Below are 17,410 nucleotides of genomic sequence, written 5' to 3'. Positions count from 1 at the left end.
CCCCCCCCCCCCCCCCCCCCCCCCCCCCCCCCCCCCCCCCCCCCCCCCCCCCCCCCCCCCCCCCCCCCACCCCCCCCGCCCCCCCCCCCCCCCCCCCCCCCCCCCCCACCCCCCCCCCCCCCCCCCCCCCCCCCCCCCCCCCCCCCCCCCCCGCGTCCGGGGGCCGGAACGGTCGAGATCACGTGATCTCGGCGAGGCGGGGGAAAGGCGTGGCTACCCCAGCACGAAGCCCAGCAGCAGGTGGGCGTTGAGGGCGATGATCAGGGCGGCCACCACCGACCCGGCCACCGTGGTCACCCGCCGGTTGACCCACCCGCCCATGAGGTCGCGGCGGCTGGTCAGCCACAGCAGCGGCACCAGCGCGAACGGGATGCCGAAGCTGAGCACGACCTGCGACCAGACCAGCGCCGTCGTCGGGTCCCCGCCGAGGACGAGCACCAGCAGCGCCGGGGCGAGGGTGATCAGCCGCCGCGTCATCACGGGCACGTGCCGCTTGAGGAACCCGGCCATGACGACCTGCCCGGCGTGGGTGCCGACCGAGGAGGAGGCGAAGCCCGAGGCCAGCAGCGCCAGGGCGAAGGCGAGCGAGGCGCCGGCGCCCAACTGCTCGCCGAGGCCGGCGTGCACGCCCTCGAGCGAGGCGGCCTGGCCCTCGTCGCCGGTGAACAGCTGCGCGGCGATGACCAGCATCGAGGCGTTGACCAGCCCGGCCAGGCCCATGGCCAGCAGCACGTCGATCCGCTGCGCCCGCAGCAGCCGGCGCCGTCCCTCGTGGGTGCGGCCGGCGGTGACGACGTCGCCGTAGCGCCCCGGCGTCAGCGCGGAGTGCACGTAGATCACGTGCGGCATCACCGTGGCGCCGAGGATGCCGGCGGCCAGCACCAGGCTGTCGGGACCGGCGAAGGAGGGCACCAGCCCGCCGGCCAGCCCGCCGACGTCGACGCCCGACCCGACCAGCGTGTAACCGAAGCCCAGGCCGATGACCAGGAGCAGCCCGGTGATCACCCGCTCGAAGGGCCGGTGCCCGCGGGACTGGGCGGCCAGCAGCGCGAAGGCGACGACGGCGGTGATGACCCCGCCGACCGGCAGCGGCACCCCGAACAGCAGGTACAGCGCGACCGCGCCGCCGACGATCTCGGCCAGGTCGGTGGCGATGGCGACCGCCTCGGCCTGCACCCACAGCCCCCAGGTGACCGGCCGGGGCAGCTGCTCGCGACAGTTGGTGGCCAGGTCGCGCCCGGTCGCCAGGCCCAGCTTGGCGGTCAGCGTCTGGATGAGCATCGCCATGAGGTTGGCCGCGACGATCACCCACAGCAGCGTGTAGCCGAACGAGGCGCCGCCGGAGAAGTTGGTGGCGAAGTTACCGGGGTCGACGTAGGCGACGGCGGCGACGAATGCCGGGCCCAGCAGCGGCCACAGCCGGCGTCGGCCGATCGCCGGCGGCGGTGGCGTCCTCGGGGTGCCGACCAGCGTCGTCGGCAGGACGGCGGCCTCGGTCTTCGACAGGTACACGGCAGGCCTCGCAGGGGGACGGGCGGTGCGGGGTGTGGTCGTCGGTGGTCCTGCCCGCCGGGGGTGACACGGTCGGGCCAGGGTGTGGCCCGGGCGGGCCGAGGTGAGGCTGGCCTGAGCCGGTCCGGGGCCGCGGGCGGTCCCGCGGCCCCGGGGTCGCTCAGGCCGCCGGGACGATGAGCCCGGCCGTGGCGGTGCGCGCCGCGGTGAAGCGGGCGGTCACGTCGGCCCAGTTGACGACGTTCCACCACGCCGTCACGTAGTCGGCCTTCACGTTGCGGTACTGCAGGTAGAAGGCGTGCTCCCACATGTCGAGCAGCAGCAGCGGCACCAGGCCGACGGCGAGGTTGCCCTGGTGGTCGTAGAGCTGGCAGATCAGCAGCTTCTGGCCCACGGAGTCCCACGCCAGGATCGACCAGCCCGAGCCCTGCACCCCGTTGGCGACGGCGGTGAAGTGCGCCCGGAACCCCTCGAAGGAGCCGAAGTGCTCGTCGATCGCCGCGGCGAGCTCGCCGTCGGGCCGCTCGCCGCCGTCGGGGCTCAGGTTCGGCCAGAACACCGAGTGGTTGACGTGCCCGGCCAGGTTGAACGCCAGGTTCTTCTCGTGCAGGTTGGCCGTTCCCAGCCCGTCGTTCTCGCGCGCCTCGGCGAGCTTCTCCAGGGCGGTGTTCGCCCCGGTCACGTAGGTCTGGTGGTGCTTGTCGTGGTGCAGCTGCATGATCTCGCCGGAGATGTGCGGCTCCAGTGCCCCGTAGTCGTAGGGCAGGTCGGGGAGCACGTACTCGGGCATGGGGTTCCCTCCGTCGGCTGGGTGGACGCCCGTCGTCCTGCCCGGCCCGGCTGACACGGCGGGGCCGACCCGTGGCCCCTACGGGCCGTCGTCGCGCTGTCGGCTGCCGGTGAGGCGGCGCGCGCGGGCCACCAGCGCGTCGATCCGCCGGGCGTGCGCGCCGCGCCAGTAGACCCGCCCGCACCCCGGGCAGCGGGAGAAGTCCGTCGCGGTGCGCCGGGTGCCGGGCTCGAGCCGGGCGGCGACCTCGGCCGGCGGCACGGGCACCGGCACGCCGTTGCAGGCCGGGCAGCGGGTGAGCGGGGCCAGCGGCGGGCGGAAGCGGTCGAGGACGTCGTCGAGCTGCTCGTCCGGCGTCGCGCCGCGCACCCAGGCCCCGGCCGGCAGGGCGCGGCGCATGAGCAGGCCGCGGTCCTGGGTGAGCAGCACCCGGTCCCCGGCGGCGGCGGCGGCGACCAGCTCGGCGTCGTCGGCATCGGGCGCGCGGGCCTCGGGCGACCACGCGGTGTCCAGGCCGAGCAGCCGCATCCGCCGGGCCAGCGCGCCCAGGCCGACGTCGAGCAGGAACCCGCCCGGCGGCACCGGCTGCGGCCGCGGGGCGGCACGGACCACGACGGTCGCGCCGGGTGGCGGCCGCGCGGCCCGTGGGACGGCGACGCCGTCGAGGAGCAGCTCGCCGACCTCGGTGAGCGGGACGCCGGCGGCCTGGACCAGGTGGCCGGCGGTCGCGTCGGGGTCGGCGGCCAGCACCCGCCGGCCGGCCGCCCGGTCCCGCGCCGGCAGCAGCGGCCGCAGCACGTCGTCGACCTCGACGACGACGGAGGCGGGCACGGGGGACCCGGTACCCGAGCTGCCCCGGACAACTACTTGAACGTTCATCCAAACCGGCGCACACTGGGGCCATGCCGGTCCAGCGCCTCAACCACGCCGTCCTCTACGTCCGCGACGTCGCCCGCAGCACCGCCTTCTACCGCGACGTCCTCGGCTTCCGGGTGAAGGCGGAGATCCCCGGCCGGGCGGTGTTCCTGCAGGCCGAGGGCTCGACCAACGACCACGACCTGGGCCTGTTCGCCGCCGGCCCGGGCGCGGCCCCCTCGGAGGCCGGCCGGGGCACCGTCGGCCTCTACCACCTGGCCTGGGAGGTCGACACCCTCGCCGAGCTGGCGCGGGTCCGTGACGCGCTGACCGAGGCCGGCGCGCTGGTCGGCGCCTCCGACCACGCCACCACCAAGGCCCTGTACGCGCAGGACCCCGACGGCCTGGAGTTCGAGGTCTCCTGGCTGCTGCCGGCCGACCTCGTCACCGACGACGTCCGCGCGCAGGCCATGAGCACCCGGCGGCTGGACCTCGACGCCGAGATCGCCCGTTACGGCGCGCGGACCCGCGGCGGGATCGGCGTCTCCGTCCCGGCCTGAGGCGTCGGCCCGCGGACGACGGGGCATGCACCGGGGACCGCACCCGCGACCCCCGGGAGACCCCGTGACCGTCCCCACCGACCGCCCCCTCGCCCTCGTCACCGGCGCCTCCAGCGGCATCGGCCTGGAGCTGGCCAAGCAGTTCGCCGAGCACGGCTACGACCTGGTGGTCGCCGCCGAGGACGACGAGCTCGACGCCGCCGCCGAGACGCTGCGGGGGATGGGCGCCGCCGTCGCGCCGGTGCGCGGGGACCTCACCCGCCACGACGACCGCGAGCTGCTGGTGGCCGCCGTCCGCGGCGCCGGCCGCCCGCTGGACGCCGCGGCGATCAACGCCGGCGTGGGCGTCGGTGGCGCGTTCGTCGACACCGACCTCGACGCCGAGCTGGCCATGGTGGCGCTCAACTGCGCCTCGACGGTGCACGTCGCCAAGCGCGTCGCGCAGGACATGGCCGCCCGCGGGCAGGGCCGGATCCTGTTCACCTCGTCGGTGGCCTCGCAGGCGCCACAGCCGTTCCAGGCCGTGTACGGCGCGACCAAGGCCTTCGTCCAGCACCTGGCCCTGGCGCTGCGCGAGGAGCTCTCCGACCGCGGCGTCAGCGTCACCGCGCTGCTGCCCGGGCCCACCGAGACCGAGTTCTTCGACCGCGGCGACCTCACCGACACCCGGCTCGGCGCCTCCGACTCCAAGGACGACCCCGCCCAGGTGGCCCGGCAGGGCTACGAGGGGCTGGTGCAGGGCGAGGCGTCGGTCTTCGCCGGGTCGCTGGCCAGCAAGGCGATGGGCCGGCTGTCGGCGGTGACGCCGGGCAACGTGGCCGCGAAGCTGAACCGGAAGATGGCCGAGCCCGGGTCCGCTCCCCAGGAGTGAGCGGTGCGTCGGGCACGATGCCCGTCATGCCCGACGCCGTCCCCGAGATCCCCGCCGGCCCGGTCCTGCTGCGCCCGTGGCGGCCCGGCGACGCCCCGGCGGTCCGCGCCGCCCTGACCGACCCGGCCACCGACACCTGGAGCAACCCGGGGCGGGTCCGCACGCTGGAGGACGCCGAGTTCTGGGTGGACCGCCGGGCCGGCCGCAGCGAGACGATGGCCGCCTGGGCCGTCGTCGACGCCGCGACCAGGGAGCTGGCCGGCTCGGTCGCCCTGCACGCCATCGACCGCGAGCAGGGCGACGCCGAGGTCGGCTACTGGACGGTGCCCGCCGCCCGGGGCCGGGGGGTGGCCGCGCGCGCCGTCGACGCCGCCGTCCGCTGGGGCTTTGCCGCCCTGCCGGTCGACCGGGTGGAGCTGGTGCACGCCGTGGAGAACCCCGCCTCCGGCCGGGTGGCGGGGAAGGCCGGGTTCACCTACGAGGGCCGGCTGCGCCGCTCGTACCGCTACGCCGACGGCGTCAAGCGCGACGAGCTGCTGTGGGCCCGGCTCGCCGACGACGACGTGCCCGACCTCAGCACCCGCGGCTGACCGCCCTGGGCGCCGTCAGCGGGTCGGCGTCCGAGCGGACGAGGGGCCGGACGAGGCCGCCGGCTGCCAGCCGTCGCGCGAGGACGGCCTTCATCGCGATGAAGGCACTTGACGCGAGGCTGCCTGACATCTGAGATGTCAGTCGTGGCCGCGCCGCTCACCCCCGTCGGCCGGGTGCTCCTGCGCGACGAGGCGCTGGCCCGCATCCGGACGGCGATCGTCAGCGGCGAGCTCGCGCCCGGCACCGTCGTCAAGGACGCCGACCTCGCCGCCCGGCTGGGTCTCTCGGTCGCCCCGGTGCGCGCCGCGCTGGCCCGGCTGGTCGACGAGGGGCTGGTCGAGGCCAAGCCGCAGAGCCACACCCGGGTCACGCCGCTGCGTCCCCGCCAGGTGCACGACGCCGCCGTCGTCGTCCGGGCGATGCACGAGCTGGCCGCCCGCGAGGCCACCGGGCGGGTGACCGGCGACGACGTCGCGGCGATGCGCGCGGCCAACGAGCGGTTCGCCGCGGCGGTCCGCGACGGCGACGTCGGCGCCGCGCTGGCCGCCGACGACGACCTGCACGCCGTCCTGCTCGCGCGCGCGGGCAACACCGCCCTGACCGCGACCGTCGAGCGCTTCACCCCCGCGGTCCGCCGGCTGGAGCGGGCGCGGTTCGCCGCGGCGCACGGGCGGGAGTCCGTCGTCCTGCACGACCGCCTGATCGCCGCCTGCGCGGCCCGGGACGTCGACGCCGCCGTCGCCACCACCACCGAGATCTGGACCGCGCTGCTGTCCGAACTGGAGGACACCGATGTCGACCCTGGCTGACTTCCCCCGCCACCCGCTGCTGTTCGGCCCCTCGCCGGTGCACCGGCTGGACCGGCTCACCGCGTCCCTCGGCGGCGCGGAGGTCTGGGCCAAGCGGGAGGACTGCAACTCCGGCATCGCCTACGGCGGCAACAAGACCCGCAAGCTCGAGTACCTGGTCGCCGACGCGCTCGCGCAGGGCTGCGACACGCTGGTCTCCATCGGCGGCGTGCAGAGCAACCACACCCGCCAGGTGGCCGGGGCCGCCGCGGCGGTGGGCCTGTCGTGCGTGCTGGTGCAGGAGAGCTGGGTCGACTGGCCCGACGCCGTCTACGACAAGGTCGGCAACATCCTGGTCAGCCGGCTGGCCGGCGCCGACGTGCGGCTGGTCAAGGCCGGCTTCGGCATCGGGTTCAAGGAGAGCTGGGAGGCCGCGCTGGCCGAGATCGAGGCGCGCGGCGGGAAGCCCTACGCCATCCCGGCCGGGGCCAGCGACCACCCGCTCGGCGGGCACGGGTTCGCCAACTGGGCGCTGGAGGTGGCGCAGCAGGAGGCCGAGCTGGGCGTCTTCTTCGACACCGTCGTCGTCTGCTCGGTGACCGGCTCGACGCAGGCCGGGATGGTCGCCGGGTTCGCGCTGCTGGAGGAGCAGGGCGGCCGGCCGCGGCGGGTCCTCGGCGTCGATGCCTCGGCGAAGCCCGCCGAGACCCGCGACCAGGTGCTGCGCATCGCCCAGCGGACCGCGCGGGCCATCGGCGTGCGGCGCGAGCTCACCCTCGACGACGTCGAGCTCGACGAGCGCTACCACGCCGGGGTCTACGGCATCCCCGACGCGACCACGATCCGCGCGATGGAGACCGCCGCCCGCACCGAGGGGATGGTCACCGACCCGGTGTACGAGGGGAAGTCGATGGCCGCGACGATCGACCTGGTCGGCCGGCGGGAGATCGACCCGTCGTCGACCGTGCTCTACGCCCACCTGGGCGGCCAGCCCGCGCTCAACGGCTACAGCGCGCTCTTCTCCTGACCCTGGTGCCCGCCGGGCCCCGGGCCGGGGACCGGCGGGAACAGCGCCCGGCCTCCGGCCCGCAGACCCGCCCCGATCACCCGGCGCAGCGCGACGACGGCCGCCGCGGTGCCCACCGCGGTCCACGTCGGCTCGGCGGCCAGGCGGAGCAGACCGGCCGCGAGCAGCAGGTCCAGGGACACCGCCAGCGCGAGGCGCGGCCGCCGGGTGCTCACCAGGGCCACCACCCCGGCGACCAGGGCCAGCCCGCCGACGCCCAGGGCGAGCAGCCCGGGGACGGGGCCCAGCGAGGTCACACGGCCCGTCCCCGGTGCTCGGCGGACGCCGAGTCCGGCGCCGGTGCGCCGCTCTCCTCGGCCACCTGCCGCCGCTCCTCGGCGATCTCCTTCGACAGGAAGTAGTTCAGCGCCGTCCGGATCGCGGCCACGGCGGCGAGCTGGCCGAGCTCGCGGAAGCTCGGTGCCACCGCTGTCCGCAGCACGTCGCTGGCGAGCTGGAACTCCAGGCCCAGCGCGAGGAAGCGGCCGAGGGTGAGCCGGATCGGCACGAAGGCCGAGGTCCCGCCGCGGCGCAGCCCCACCCACAGGAAGCGGGCGAACGCCCACAGCGCACCGACGGCGATGACCACGGCCCCGCACGCCTCGACGACGGTGACCATGACGCCGACGACCTCGGCGAGGACCTCCTCCACGTGGGCTCCCTCCCGGGCGTCGCCTCACAGCGGGACGGCGAGCCCCTCCCCGTCCGGGGCGCCCAGAGCGTCCCCCAGGTCGGCGCGCCACGGGGCCAGCCCGGCCCCGGCCAGGACGACGTCGCGGACCAGCCCGTGCCACCGGCCGACCCGGCGCAGCATGCCGTGCCCGCCGGGCAGGGTGAACCGGGCGATCCGCACGCCGGTGCGGTGCGCGCGCTCGGCGAAGTCGGCCGAGAGCCGGGCCGGCACCCAGCGGTCGCCGCGGCCGTGCGCGAGGACGACGGTGCGCCCGTGCAGGTGGTCGACCGGCTCGCCGGGCGGCGTCCACGGCGCCAGGCCGCAGACGGCGGTCACCGACGGGTCGTCGCCGGCGCGCAGCACCGCGCGGCCGCCCATCGAGTGCCCGACCAGCACGACCGGGACGTCGCCGTGCCGCTCGCGCACCCGGTCCAGCGCCCAACGGACGTCGGCGTGCGCGTCGGCGGCGGCGCCGTTCCACCCGGCCACCCGGTAGCGGACCAGGTAGGTCTCCACCCCGCGGCCGGCCGCGGCGGCCGACACGGCCTCCTGGATCGCCCGCATCCGCACCAGCGACAGCGCCCGCTCCCGCGGCGGCTCCACGCTGGCCACGGTGCCGCCGTGCGCGAAGACGGCGACCGCGCGGGTGGGCGCGGTCGCCGGGGTGTGGTCGAGGGCCGGGACCCGTTCGGCGGTGGTCACGCGGTCAGCGACGGCGGCCGCCGCGCAGCCGGGCGCGGGCCCGGTCGCCGAGGTCGCCGGCCTGCAGCAGCGCGCGGCTGGCCCGGGTCGGGCCGTTGCGCCGCTCGAGCGCCCGGCCGACCCGGCGCAGCAGCCCGGTGGCCAGCGGCACGAGCACGGTCAGGATCAGCCAGATGCGCAGGCGTCGGGTGAGGAGCAACCACATGCCTGCGCCCTTCCCGGTGCCGTCCCGCCTCAATCCGGGTCGGGCGCCAGGCGGACGACCATCTTCCCGGTGTTCGCGCCCTTGAGGAGGTCGAGGAAGGCGGGGACGGCGTTCTCCAGGCCCTCGTACACGGTCTCCCGGACCACCAGCTCACCCGACCGGATCCAGCCGGACACCGTCTCGGTGAACTCGCGGTGCAGGTCGGAGTGGTCGCTCACCAGCAGGCCCGTGACCGCGAGCCGCTTGGCGATCATCAGCGAGCTGAAGTTCTTCGGCCCTGGCACCGTCTCGGTGGCGTTGTAGTTCGAGATCGCGCCGCAGATCACCGCCCGGCCGTGCACGTGCAGCGCGCCCAGCGCGGCGTCGAGGTGCTCGCCGCCGACGTTGTCGAAGAAGACGTCGATACCGTCGGGCGCGGCCTGCCCGAGCAGGTCGCGCACGCGCCCGTCGTGGTAGTCGAAGGCGGCGGTGAAGCCGATCTCGCGCAGCCAGGCCACCTTGTCCGGGCTGCCGGCGCTGCCCACCACCGCCGAGGCGCCGCGCAGCCGCGCGAACTGGCCGACCGCGCTGCCCACCGCCCCGGCCGCACCGGAGACGAACACGGCGTCGCCCTCGCGGAACGCGGCCACCCGGAACAGCCCGGAGTACGCGGTCAGCCCGGGCATGCCCAGGATGCCCAGCGAGTAGGTGAGCGGCAGGTCCTCGGTGGCCGGCAGCTGCCGGACGTGCCGGGCGTCGAGGACGGCGACGTCGCGCCAGGCGGCGTCGGTGAGCACCAGCGCCCCCTCGGGGACGTCGGGGGAGCGGGACCCGACGACGACGCCGACCGCACCGCCCCGCATCACCTCGCCGACCTCCCACGGCGCGGCGTAGGAGGGCCCCAGGCGCATCCGGCCGCGCATGTAGGGGTCGACCGACATGGCGACCATGCGCACCACCACCTGCCCCTCGGCGGGGTCGGGGTGCTCGACCTCGACCAGCCGGAAGTCCTCGGGGGTGGGCTCGCCGTGGGGGCGGGCGGCCAGGTGCCACTCGCGGGCGTGGATGGGCACGGTGGGCTCCCTGGGTCGTCGGAGGTCGGGTGCACCGGCGATCCTGCCGTGTCCCGCACGGGGACCCGCAGGGCATAGGAAGCTCTACGCACGTATCGCGCCGCTGGACGTGCGCAGAGCTTCCTATGCCTGGAGGGGCCACATGGACGTCGTCCGCACGCCCGACGAGCGGTTCGCCGCGCTGCCCGGGTTCCCGTACCCGCCCACCTACGTCACGTTCGACGGCGGCGACGGCACGATGCTGCGGGTGGCGGTGGTCGACGTCGGGCCGGCCGACGGCGAGGTCGTGGTGCTGCTGCACGGCGAGCCGTCGTGGTCGTTCCTCTGGCGGCACGTGATCGCCGAGCTGACCGCCGCGGGGCTGCGCGTCGTCGCGCCCGACCTGGTCGGCTTCGGCCGCTCCGACAAGCCCACCGACCCGGCCGCCTACTCCTACGCCGCGCACGTCGAGTGGATGCGGCGGACGCTCTTCGAGGGCCTCGGCCTGGTCGACGTCACCCTCGTCGGGCAGGACTGGGGCGGGCTGGTCGGGCTGCGGCTGGTGGCCGAGCACCCCGACCGGTTCGCCCGGGTCGTCGTCGCCAACACCGGCCTGCCCACCGGGGACACCCCGATGAGCGAGGCGTTCCTCGCCTGGCAGCGGTTCGCCGCGACGGCGGAGGAGTTCGAGGTCGGCCGCGTCGTCGTCAACGGCACGGTCACCGACCTGCCGCCCGAGGTCGTCGCCGCCTACGACGCGCCGTTCCCCGACGAGGCGTCCAAGGCCGGCGCCCGGGTGTTCCCGAGCCTGGTGCCGACGACGCCCGACGACCCCGCCGCGCCCGCCAACCGGGCCGCCTGGGAGGTCCTCGCCCGCTGGGACCGGCCCTTCCTCACCGCGTTCTCCGACTCCGACCCGATCACCGCCGGTGCCGACCGGGTGTTCCAGCAGGTCGTGCCCGGCGCGCGGGGGATGCCGCACACCACGCTGCCCGGCGGCGGGCACTTCCTGCAGGAGGACGTCGGCCCCGAGCTCGGCCGGGTGGTGGCCGCCTTCGTCGCGGCCACGCCGCGGCGGTGACGACGGTCGGGCCCGGCGAGGTCGCAGCGGTCCTGGCCCGGTTGCGGCGCGAGCCCGACGTCGAGGCGCCCGACCTGGTCGCCGTCGACGCCACCGACCGGCTGCTGCTCGACACCGCGGGCGAGGCGCTCGCCGGCCCCGGGCGGGTGGCCGTCGTCGACGACGCCTACGGCGCGCTGACCCTCGGTGCCCTCACGGCCGGCGCCACCGACGTCCGGGTGTCCCAGGACCTGCTGGTCGGGGAGCGGGCCCTGGCCGCCAACGCCGCGCGCACCGGCCTGGCCGGCGCCTACCGGTCGCTGCCGCTGACGACGGAGCTCCTCGACGGCGCGACCCTGGTGCTGGCCAAGGCGCCCCGGGCCCTCGACGCGCTGCGCGAGCTCACCGAGCTGGCCGCCGCCGCGGCCGCGCCCGAGGTCGTCGTGCTGGTCGGCGGGCGGGTCAAGCACATGACGCTCGGCATGAACGACGTGCTGCGCGCCGGGTTCTCCGACGTGTCGGCGACGCTGGCCAGGCAGAAGTCCCGCGTGCTCGTCGCCCGCGGCCCGCGTCCCGGGACCCGGCCCACCTTCCCCCGCTGCCGGCACGACGACGCCCTCGACCTCGACGTCTGCGCGCACGGCGCCGCCTTCGCCGGCACCCGCGTCGACGACGGCACCCGGCTGCTGCTCACCGCCCTCGCCGGTGCCGCCCCCGACGCGCGGACCGCGGTCGACCTGGGCTGCGGCACGGGGGTGCTGGCCGCGGTCCTCGCCCGGTCCCGGCCGGAGCTGGTCGTCACCGCCACCGACCAGTCGGCCGCCGCCGTCGCCTCGGCGCGGGCGACGCTGGAGCGGGCGGGGCTCGGCCGGGTCCGGGTCACCCGCGACGACGCCGCCGGTGACCTGCCCGACGGCAGCGCCGACCTCGTCGTCTGCAACCCGCCCTTCCACCTCGGGACCGCCGTGGTCACCGCCGCGGCCGACCGGCTCTTCGCCGCCGCGGCGCGGGTGCTGCGCCCGGGCGGGGAGCTGTGGGCGGTGTGGAACAACCGGCTGCCGCACCGGGCGGCGCTGCGGCGCCTGGTCGGTCCGACCCGGGTGGCCGCCGCCGACCGCCGGTTCACCGTCTCGGTGTCGACCCGCCGCTGAGCGGCGCCTCGTTCCGCTGCAGCTGGTCCACCGCCCTGCCGACGAGCGGCGGTGTCCCGTCGACCGTCGTGTTGTCGCCGCCGACACGCGACGACACGCCGCGGCGCGCGGCGACGACCCGCATCTCGATCCCGGCCGGGCGCGACCCGCTGCTCGTACCCTGCCTGGAGTCGTCCGGCGTGAGCGGCTCGAGCTCCCTCAGTGGGGAGGTCGGTTGCTGCGCCTGCGGACCGGTGGCAGCGACGACCACGGGAAGTCGATCCACGCGTCGGTACGCCGCCACACGTAGTCGCACTTCACCAGCGACCGGGACTTCTCGTAGACCACCGCCGTGCGCACCTCGGCCACGTAGCCCGAGCAGAAGTCGCGGACCAGTTCGAGGGTCTTGCCGGTGTCGGCGACGTCGTCGGCGACGAGGACGTTCGACCCGGTGATGTCGACCTGGTCCAGCGTGGGCGGGAGCACGACCGGCAGGTCCAGCCGCTCGTCGATGCCGGTGTAGAACTCGACGTTCATCACGAACGTGTTCTTGACGTCGAGGGCGTAGCCCAGGGCCCCGCCGAGGAACAGCCCGCCGCGGGCGATCGACAGGATCAGGTCGGGCTCGAAGCCGTCGTCGACCACCTGCCGTGCCAGGTCGCGGGCCGCGGTGCCGAACGCCTCGTAGGTCAGGACCTCGCGCTCGTCGGGCACGTGCCGATCGTGCCAGCAGCGGTGACCAGGACACCGCCCGGGCCACTGCCGGCGTGGCCGCCCGGTCGACATGGCGAGCGGCCGGAGACGGTCACCGTGCGATCTCGGAACTCCGCTCAAGGCTGCTGCCCCTGGGGCGTCGCCGGCGACGGGCCCCGCGGGTCCCCTCCGGCCGGGCGTCAGCAGAAGCCGGGCGTCCCCAGCCACGCGACGTCGGCCGGCGGGACGTCGTCGCGCAGCACGGACCCCTCGATGAGGCCGTAGGGCCGGTCGTCGGCGTGGTAGACGACCGGGTCGGGACCGGGGGTGTTGTCCAGGCCGAAGGCGGACAGGTCCTGCAGGAAGTGGTGCCGGTTGGGCATCGACATGCGCACCTCGGCCACCTCGGGGAACGCCTCGAGCACCGCCTCGCCCATGCGGTACAGCGTCTGCTGGAGAGCGAGCGAGTGGGTGGCGGCGAACGTCTCCAGCAGGGTGGTCCGGACGCCCGCGAACAGCGCGTCCCAGTCGAGCTCCGCCGACGTGTACCGCCAGCGGGCGGTCACCGCGGTGGCCAGGATCCGGTCGCGGGTCTCGGCCAGCGTCGTGTACCGGTCGCGCGGGAAACCCCAGAACTCCGAGCCGGTGGTCTTGAGGACGACGAGGTCGGTCAGGCCCGCGAGCACGTGGACGTCGTCGCCGTCCGCGGTCACCACCGCCGTCCGCACCTCCCCGCCCGGCCGCCGGAAGGCGTGGTCGTGCGGCTGCCCGCCCACGGCGATCCGCTCCCAGCCGTAGGAGTCCACCGCCACCCGCGCGCCGGTGATCCAGTCGTAGGAGCCCGCGAGGTGGCGGGCCAGCCGCAGGCCGAACGCCTCCGGCGAGCCGACGCCGTCGCGCGCGAAGGCGAACACGGTGTTCTTCTGCGCGTCGGTGGTCAGGACGTGCGCGTTGTCGCCGGCGGTGTGTGCCACGGCGAAGTCGCCGCGCAGGGCGGTGCTGACGTTGAGGTCGACCAGCTCGTGCCGGGGGGAGCGGCGGTCGACCGCGACGACGCGGACCTCCGCCTTCCCGTACTGGTTCGGGCCCAGGACGATCGCCATGCCGCGCACTGTTGCACGTGGAACCTCAGGAGCCCCGGTAGGTCGAGTACGCGAACGGCGAGAGCAACAGCGGCACGTGGTGGTGGGCGGCGGGCTCGGTGACGGTGAAGGTCAGCGTCACCTCCGGCCAGAACGCCGTCACGCCGCGGACCTCGAACCAGGCGCCCGTGGCGAACACCAGCCGGTGCGGGCCCGCGACGGTCGCCTCCTCGGTCAGCCGGCAGCGGCCGTCGTCGTCGGTGATGCCCACGGCGAGCAGCTCGTCGCCCGCGTGCAGCTGGACGGCGATCCCGGCGGCCGGCCGCCCGGCGACGGCGTCGAGGACGTGCGTCGACACGCTCACGCCTCCACCAGCCCGCGCACCCGCAGCTCGGTGATCTGCGCCAGCTGCTCGACCACCTCGGCGCGCTCGGCGTCGGCGTCGTTGTCCAGGCGGCGGCGCAGCTCGGCGAGCATCTCCTCCGGGGAGCGGCCCGCCGCCCGGATCAGGTAGACGTGCCCGAAGCGCTCCTCGTAGGCGCGGTTGCCCTCGACGATCGCGGCGCGGGTGTCGTCGTCGGCCCCGCCCATCGAGCCCTGCTCCCGGCGGGAGGCCGCCGCCTCGGCCGAGGAGCCCTCCACCCGGTCGCCGATGCGGGGGTGCGTCGCCAGCGCCAGCGAGACCTCGTCCCACGGCAGCGCCCGCGCCACCTCCCCGGCCCGCCGGACCAGGGTGTCGGTGTCGGGGAACGGCCGGCCGGCGACGAGCTCGGCGGCGAAGCGCGGGGCGGCGTTGCAGCCGCGCAGCTGCTCGACGGCGGCGTCGGCGGGCTCGCTGTTGAACTCGTCGAGGCGGGACACGGTGACAGGATGGCAGCCCGGCCGGCCGAGAAGAGGGTGCAGCGGATGAGCGACGTGCGCGTGGAGGGCCCCGACGTCGAGCGGGCCGGGGAGGTGCTGACCCCCGAGGCGCTGGAGTTCGTCGCCGACCTGCAGCGCCGGTTCGGCCCGCAGCGCGACGCCCTGCTCGCCGCCCGCGCCACCCGCCGCGCCGAGATCGCCGCCGCCCGGTGGCTGGACTTCCGCCCGGAGACCGCCGACGTCCGCGAGGGCGACTGGCAGGTGCCCCCGCCGCCGCCGGGCCTGGTCGACCGCCGGGTCGAGATCACCGGTCCGACCGAGCCGAAGATGGCGGTCAACGCGCTGAACTGTGGTGCCGACGTCTGGCTGGCCGACCTGGAGGACGCCAACACCCCGCACTGGCGCAACGTCGTCACCGGGCAGGTGGTGCTGCGCGACGCCGTCCGCCGGCAGCTCGCGTTCACCAGCCCCGAGGGGCGTGAGTACCGGCTGCGCGAGGACGGCGAGCTGCCCACGATCGTGCCGCGCCCGCGCGGCTGGCACCTGCCCGAGCGGCGCCTGCTCGTCGACGGCGAGCCCGCGGTGGGGGCGCTGGTCGACGCCGGGCTGTACCTGTTCCACAACGCCGCCGAGCAGCTGTCCCGCGGCAGCGGGCCGTACCTCTACCTCCCGAAGCTGGAGGGCCGGCTCGAGGCCGGGCTGTGGACGCTGGTGTTCGACCACGCCGAGCAGGTGCTCGGGATCCCCGCGGGGTCGATCCGCGCCACCATGCTCATCGAGACCATCCCGGCGGCGTTCGAGATGGAGGAGATGCTGCACGCGCTGGGCAGCCACGCCACCGGCCTGAACGCCGGCCGCTGGGACTACCTGTTCAGCGTGATCAAGGTCTTCCGCGAGGCCGGCCCGGAGTTCGTGCTGCCCGACCGCGCCGCGGTGACGATGACCGCGCCGATGATGCGGGCCTACACCGACCAGCTGGTCGCCGTCTGCCACCGCCGCGGCGCGATGGCCATCGGCGGCATGGCCGCGGCCATCCCGAGCCGGAAGGACCCCGAGGCCAACGAGCGGGCGCTGGCGAAGGTCCAGGAGGACAAGACCCGCGAGGCCGGTGACGGCTTCGACGGCTCCTGGGTGGCCCACCCCGACCTGGTGCCGATCTGCCGGGAGGCCTTCGACGCCGTGCTGGGCGACCGGCCCAACCAGCTCGACCGGCAGCGCCCCGAGGTGTCGGTGACCGCGGCCCGGCTGCTCGACGTCACCGGTGTCCCGGGTGGCCGCACGATGGCCGGCCTCCGGGCCAACGTCGAGATCGCGATCCGCTACCTGGCGGCGTGGCTGGGCGGCAACGGCGCGGTCGGCATCCACGGGCTGATGGAGGACGCCGCCACCGCCGAGATCAGCCGCTCGCAGGTGTGGCAGTGGGTGCACGCCGGCGTGGAGCTCGACACCGGGGAGACGGTGACCGAGGAGCTGGTGCGCCGGGTCGTGGCCGAGGAGGTCGCCGGCATCGGCGAGCTGCCGCGCCTGGACGACGCCCGGCGGCTGTTCGAGCAGGTGGCGCTGGCCGACGACTTCCCCGACTTCCTGACCCTGCCCGCCTACGAGCTCGTGGACTGAGGAAGGACCCCCGTGCCCCCCACCACTCGCGAGCTCGCGGCGGGCCCCTGCACGGAGGCCGAACTCATCCGAGCTGCGCCGTGACCCTGGACGACGCCGTCTACGCCGAGCTCGACCGCCGCCTCGCCCCCGTCGACGCCGCGCGGGCGGCCGCCTACCCCGGGGAGCGGCCCGGCCGGCAGCCGGTGCACACCTGCTACGTGCCCGCCGACGCCGTCGTCCCCGGCCTGGCCGCCGGCTGGGGCGCCGCGGCCCTGGCCGCGCTCGACGAGCACGGCCTGCCGGACCTGGGCTACGACGCCGGCCTGCTCGCGGAGGTGCTGCCCCGGGTGCGGGCCAAGCTCGCCGCCGAGCCGGTCGAGGACCTGCGGGTCGACGCCGAGGACGGCTACCGCGGCCGGCCGGAGGACGAGGACGGCGACGTCGTGCGCGCGGCCGAGGCGGTGGCCGCCGACCGCGCCGCCGGCACCGCGCCGCCGTCGGTCGGGATCCGGGGGAAGTCGCTGGAGGGGCCGACCCGACGCCGCGGCGTGCGCTCCCTCGACCTCTTCCTGGGCGCCGTCGGCGCTACAAAGGCCACGGTCACCCTCCCCAAGGTGACCGCCGTCGAGCAGGTGCGGGCCTTCCTGCCCGTCCTGGACGCCCTGGAGGCCGCGCACGGCGTCGCGCTCGACCTCGAGCTGCAGGTGGAGACCCCGCAGGCGGTCCTCGGCGACGACGGCGCGGTGACCCTGGCGCGGATGGTGCACGCGGCCGGCCCGCGGCTGACCGGCCTGCACCACGGCACCTACGACTACAGCGCCGCGCTGGGCATCGCGGCGGCCCACCAGTCCTCCGACCACCCGGCGCTCGACCTCGCCAAGCAGCTCATGCAGGTCGCCGTCGCCGACACCGGCGCCCGGGCGGTCGACGGCTCCACCAACGTGCTCCCCGTCGGCTCCCGCGAGCAGGTGCACGCCGGCTGGCGGGTGCACGCCGGGCTGGTCCGCCGGGCGCTGGAGCGCGGCCTCTACCAGGGCTGGGACCTGCACCCCGCGCAGCTGGTCACCCGGTACCTGGCCACCTACGCCTTCTTCCGCGGCGCGCTGCCGGCCGCGGCCGGGCGGCTGTCGGCCTACGTCGAGCGGGCCGACGCCGGGGTGCTCGACGAGCCGGCCACCGCGCGCGCCCTGGCCGGTGTGGTGCTGCGCGGACTGGACTGCGGCGCCCTCGACGACGCCGAGGTGGCCGCGGCCACCGGACTCGACCGGGTGACCCTCGACGGCCTGGCCGGGCGGAGCGGAGCAGTGTCCCCCTCCAGCGCCTAGGCTGCCGGACGTGGTG

General features: G+C 76.1%; 21 protein-coding genes. 9 read left to right on the top strand and 12 right to left on the bottom strand.

Annotation, left to right across the window (positions count from 1 at the left end):
• Window positions 1-213 precede the first annotated feature (213 nt).
• The 3 genes from ACI79O_RS15300 to ACI79O_RS15290 all read right to left on the bottom strand — a co-directional run bounded on the left by ACI79O_RS15300 (window position 214) and on the right by ACI79O_RS15290 (window position 3,133).
• Complete coding sequence (locus ACI79O_RS15300) at window positions 214-1,512, bottom strand: Nramp family divalent metal transporter (protein WP_456914572.1); 1,299 nt, start codon at window positions 1,510-1,512, stop codon at window positions 214-216.
• A gap of 160 nt (window positions 1,513-1,672) precedes the next feature.
• On the bottom strand, window positions 1,673-2,302 hold the full coding sequence (locus ACI79O_RS15295) for a superoxide dismutase (protein ID WP_456886408.1): 630 nt from the start codon (window positions 2,300-2,302) through the stop codon (window positions 1,673-1,675).
• A gap of 78 nt (window positions 2,303-2,380) precedes the next feature.
• Entirely contained in the window at window positions 2,381-3,133 is a 753-nt protein-coding gene (locus tag ACI79O_RS15290; protein ID WP_456914571.1) for a Mut7-C RNAse domain-containing protein, read from the bottom strand.
• 71 nt (window positions 3,134-3,204) lie between these two features.
• On the opposite strand from ACI79O_RS15290, the gene ACI79O_RS15285 reads away from it, so the two are divergent.
• From ACI79O_RS15285 to ACI79O_RS15265, 5 genes are all read left to right on the top strand, one after another.
• Complete coding sequence (locus ACI79O_RS15285) at window positions 3,205-3,717, top strand: VOC family protein (protein WP_456876256.1); 513 nt, start codon at window positions 3,205-3,207, stop codon at window positions 3,715-3,717.
• Between the two features lie 64 nt (window positions 3,718-3,781).
• The gene (locus ACI79O_RS15280; RefSeq protein ID WP_456914570.1) at window positions 3,782-4,588 is read left to right on the top strand and encodes an SDR family NAD(P)-dependent oxidoreductase; all 807 of its coding nucleotides are present in this window, start codon (window positions 3,782-3,784) and stop codon (window positions 4,586-4,588) included.
• 26 nt (window positions 4,589-4,614) lie between these two features.
• Complete coding sequence (locus ACI79O_RS15275) at window positions 4,615-5,178, top strand: GNAT family N-acetyltransferase (protein WP_456914569.1); 564 nt, start codon at window positions 4,615-4,617, stop codon at window positions 5,176-5,178.
• A 144-nt stretch (window positions 5,179-5,322) separates the two neighbouring features.
• Entirely contained in the window at window positions 5,323-5,988 is a 666-nt protein-coding gene (locus tag ACI79O_RS15270) for a GntR family transcriptional regulator (RefSeq protein ID WP_456886400.1), read from the top strand.
• A complete protein-coding gene (locus ACI79O_RS15265; RefSeq protein WP_456914568.1) occupies window positions 5,972-6,994 on the top strand; it encodes a 1-aminocyclopropane-1-carboxylate deaminase in 1,023 nt (340 codons plus the stop codon). The genes ACI79O_RS15270 and ACI79O_RS15265 overlap by 17 nt, the downstream gene beginning before the upstream one ends.
• Here the strand turns inward: ACI79O_RS15265 and ACI79O_RS15260 are convergent.
• The 5 genes from ACI79O_RS15260 to ACI79O_RS15240 are packed head-to-tail and all read right to left on the bottom strand — an operon-like array spanning window position 6,973 to window position 9,665.
• Window positions 6,973-7,290 carry a DUF1622 domain-containing protein gene (locus ACI79O_RS15260; RefSeq protein WP_456914567.1) on the bottom strand — a complete coding sequence of 106 codons (318 nt, stop codon included), beginning with the start codon at window positions 7,288-7,290 and terminating at the stop codon, window positions 6,973-6,975. The genes ACI79O_RS15265 and ACI79O_RS15260 overlap by 22 nt on opposite strands.
• Window positions 7,287-7,685 (bottom strand): DUF1622 domain-containing protein, encoded by a 399-nt coding sequence (locus ACI79O_RS15255; protein ID WP_456914566.1) that lies wholly within the window; start codon window positions 7,683-7,685, stop codon window positions 7,287-7,289. Before ACI79O_RS15255 ends, ACI79O_RS15260 begins: the two co-directional genes overlap by 4 nt.
• 24 nt (window positions 7,686-7,709) lie before the next feature.
• Window positions 7,710-8,408: a serine aminopeptidase domain-containing protein gene (locus ACI79O_RS15250; protein ID WP_456886394.1), complete on the bottom strand. Its 699-nt coding sequence runs from the start codon at window positions 8,406-8,408 to the stop codon at window positions 7,710-7,712.
• A 4-nt stretch (window positions 8,409-8,412) separates the two neighbouring features.
• Window positions 8,413-8,613 (bottom strand): hypothetical protein, encoded by a 201-nt coding sequence (locus tag ACI79O_RS15245; protein WP_456876265.1) that lies wholly within the window; start codon window positions 8,611-8,613, stop codon window positions 8,413-8,415.
• 29 nt (window positions 8,614-8,642) lie between these two features.
• Complete coding sequence (locus tag ACI79O_RS15240; RefSeq protein WP_456886392.1) at window positions 8,643-9,665, bottom strand: NADP-dependent oxidoreductase; 1,023 nt, start codon at window positions 9,663-9,665, stop codon at window positions 8,643-8,645.
• A 142-nt stretch (window positions 9,666-9,807) separates the two neighbouring features.
• On the opposite strand from ACI79O_RS15240, the gene ACI79O_RS15235 reads away from it, so the two are divergent.
• A complete protein-coding gene (locus ACI79O_RS15235) occupies window positions 9,808-10,725 on the top strand; it encodes a haloalkane dehalogenase (protein WP_456876267.1) in 918 nt (305 codons plus the stop codon).
• On the top strand, window positions 10,722-11,855 hold the full coding sequence (locus ACI79O_RS15230; RefSeq protein WP_456886388.1) for a class I SAM-dependent methyltransferase: 1,134 nt from the start codon (window positions 10,722-10,724) through the stop codon (window positions 11,853-11,855). Before ACI79O_RS15235 ends, ACI79O_RS15230 begins: the two co-directional genes overlap by 4 nt.
• A 198-nt stretch (window positions 11,856-12,053) precedes the next feature.
• Here the strand turns inward: ACI79O_RS15230 and ACI79O_RS15225 are convergent, their stop codons facing one another.
• From ACI79O_RS15225 to uraD, 4 genes are all read right to left on the bottom strand, one after another.
• Entirely contained in the window at window positions 12,054-12,548 is a 495-nt protein-coding gene (locus ACI79O_RS15225) for a phosphoribosyltransferase (RefSeq protein ID WP_456886386.1), read from the bottom strand.
• A gap of 179 nt (window positions 12,549-12,727) precedes the next feature.
• Window positions 12,728-13,630 (bottom strand): factor-independent urate hydroxylase, encoded by a 903-nt coding sequence (gene pucL, locus ACI79O_RS15220; RefSeq protein WP_456914565.1) that lies wholly within the window; start codon window positions 13,628-13,630, stop codon window positions 12,728-12,730.
• A 25-nt stretch (window positions 13,631-13,655) separates the two neighbouring features.
• Window positions 13,656-13,973: a hydroxyisourate hydrolase gene (uraH, locus tag ACI79O_RS15215; protein ID WP_456886381.1), complete on the bottom strand. Its 318-nt coding sequence runs from the start codon at window positions 13,971-13,973 to the stop codon at window positions 13,656-13,658.
• The gene (gene uraD / locus ACI79O_RS15210) at window positions 13,970-14,470 is read right to left on the bottom strand and encodes a 2-oxo-4-hydroxy-4-carboxy-5-ureidoimidazoline decarboxylase (RefSeq protein ID WP_456876271.1); all 501 of its coding nucleotides are present in this window, start codon (window positions 14,468-14,470) and stop codon (window positions 13,970-13,972) included. Before uraD ends, uraH begins: the two co-directional genes overlap by 4 nt.
• 9 nt (window positions 14,471-14,479) lie before the next feature.
• Here uraD and aceB point away from each other — a divergent pair, with 9 nt between their 5' ends.
• Complete coding sequence (gene aceB, locus ACI79O_RS15205; protein WP_456914564.1) at window positions 14,480-16,087, top strand: malate synthase A; 1,608 nt, start codon at window positions 14,480-14,482, stop codon at window positions 16,085-16,087.
• Between the two features lie 80 nt (window positions 16,088-16,167).
• Window positions 16,168-17,394 (top strand): DUF6986 family protein, encoded by a 1,227-nt coding sequence (locus tag ACI79O_RS15200; protein ID WP_456914563.1) that lies wholly within the window; start codon window positions 16,168-16,170, stop codon window positions 17,392-17,394.
• The last annotated feature ends 16 nt before the right edge of the window (window positions 17,395-17,410 follow it).

The sequence above is a fragment of the Geodermatophilus sp. SYSU D00696 genome (assembly GCF_054050235.1).
The sequence above is the reverse complement of the archived record's forward strand: the minus strand, read 5'-3'. Positions and strand labels throughout refer to the sequence as shown.

Excerpts from the sequence above, each read along its gene's own strand:
- ACI79O_RS15235 (WP_456876267.1), top strand. The coding sequence starts at position 9,808 with ATGGACGTCGTCCGCACGCCCGACGAGCGGTTCGCCGCGCTGCCCGGG.
- aceB (WP_456914564.1), top strand. The coding sequence starts at position 14,480 with ATGGCAGCCCGGCCGGCCGAGAAGAGGGTGCAGCGGATGAGCGACGTG.
- pucL (WP_456914565.1), bottom strand. The coding sequence starts at position 13,630 with ATGGCGATCGTCCTGGGCCCGAACCAGTACGGGAAGGCGGAGGTCCGC.
- ACI79O_RS15285 (WP_456876256.1), top strand. The coding sequence starts at position 3,205 with ATGCCGGTCCAGCGCCTCAACCACGCCGTCCTCTACGTCCGCGACGTC.
- ACI79O_RS15265 (WP_456914568.1), top strand. The coding sequence starts at position 5,972 with ATGTCGACCCTGGCTGACTTCCCCCGCCACCCGCTGCTGTTCGGCCCC.
- ACI79O_RS15295 (WP_456886408.1), bottom strand. The coding sequence starts at position 2,302 with ATGCCCGAGTACGTGCTCCCCGACCTGCCCTACGACTACGGGGCACTG.
- ACI79O_RS15245 (WP_456876265.1), bottom strand. The coding sequence starts at position 8,613 with ATGTGGTTGCTCCTCACCCGACGCCTGCGCATCTGGCTGATCCTGACC.
- ACI79O_RS15275 (WP_456914569.1), top strand. The coding sequence starts at position 4,615 with ATGCCCGACGCCGTCCCCGAGATCCCCGCCGGCCCGGTCCTGCTGCGC.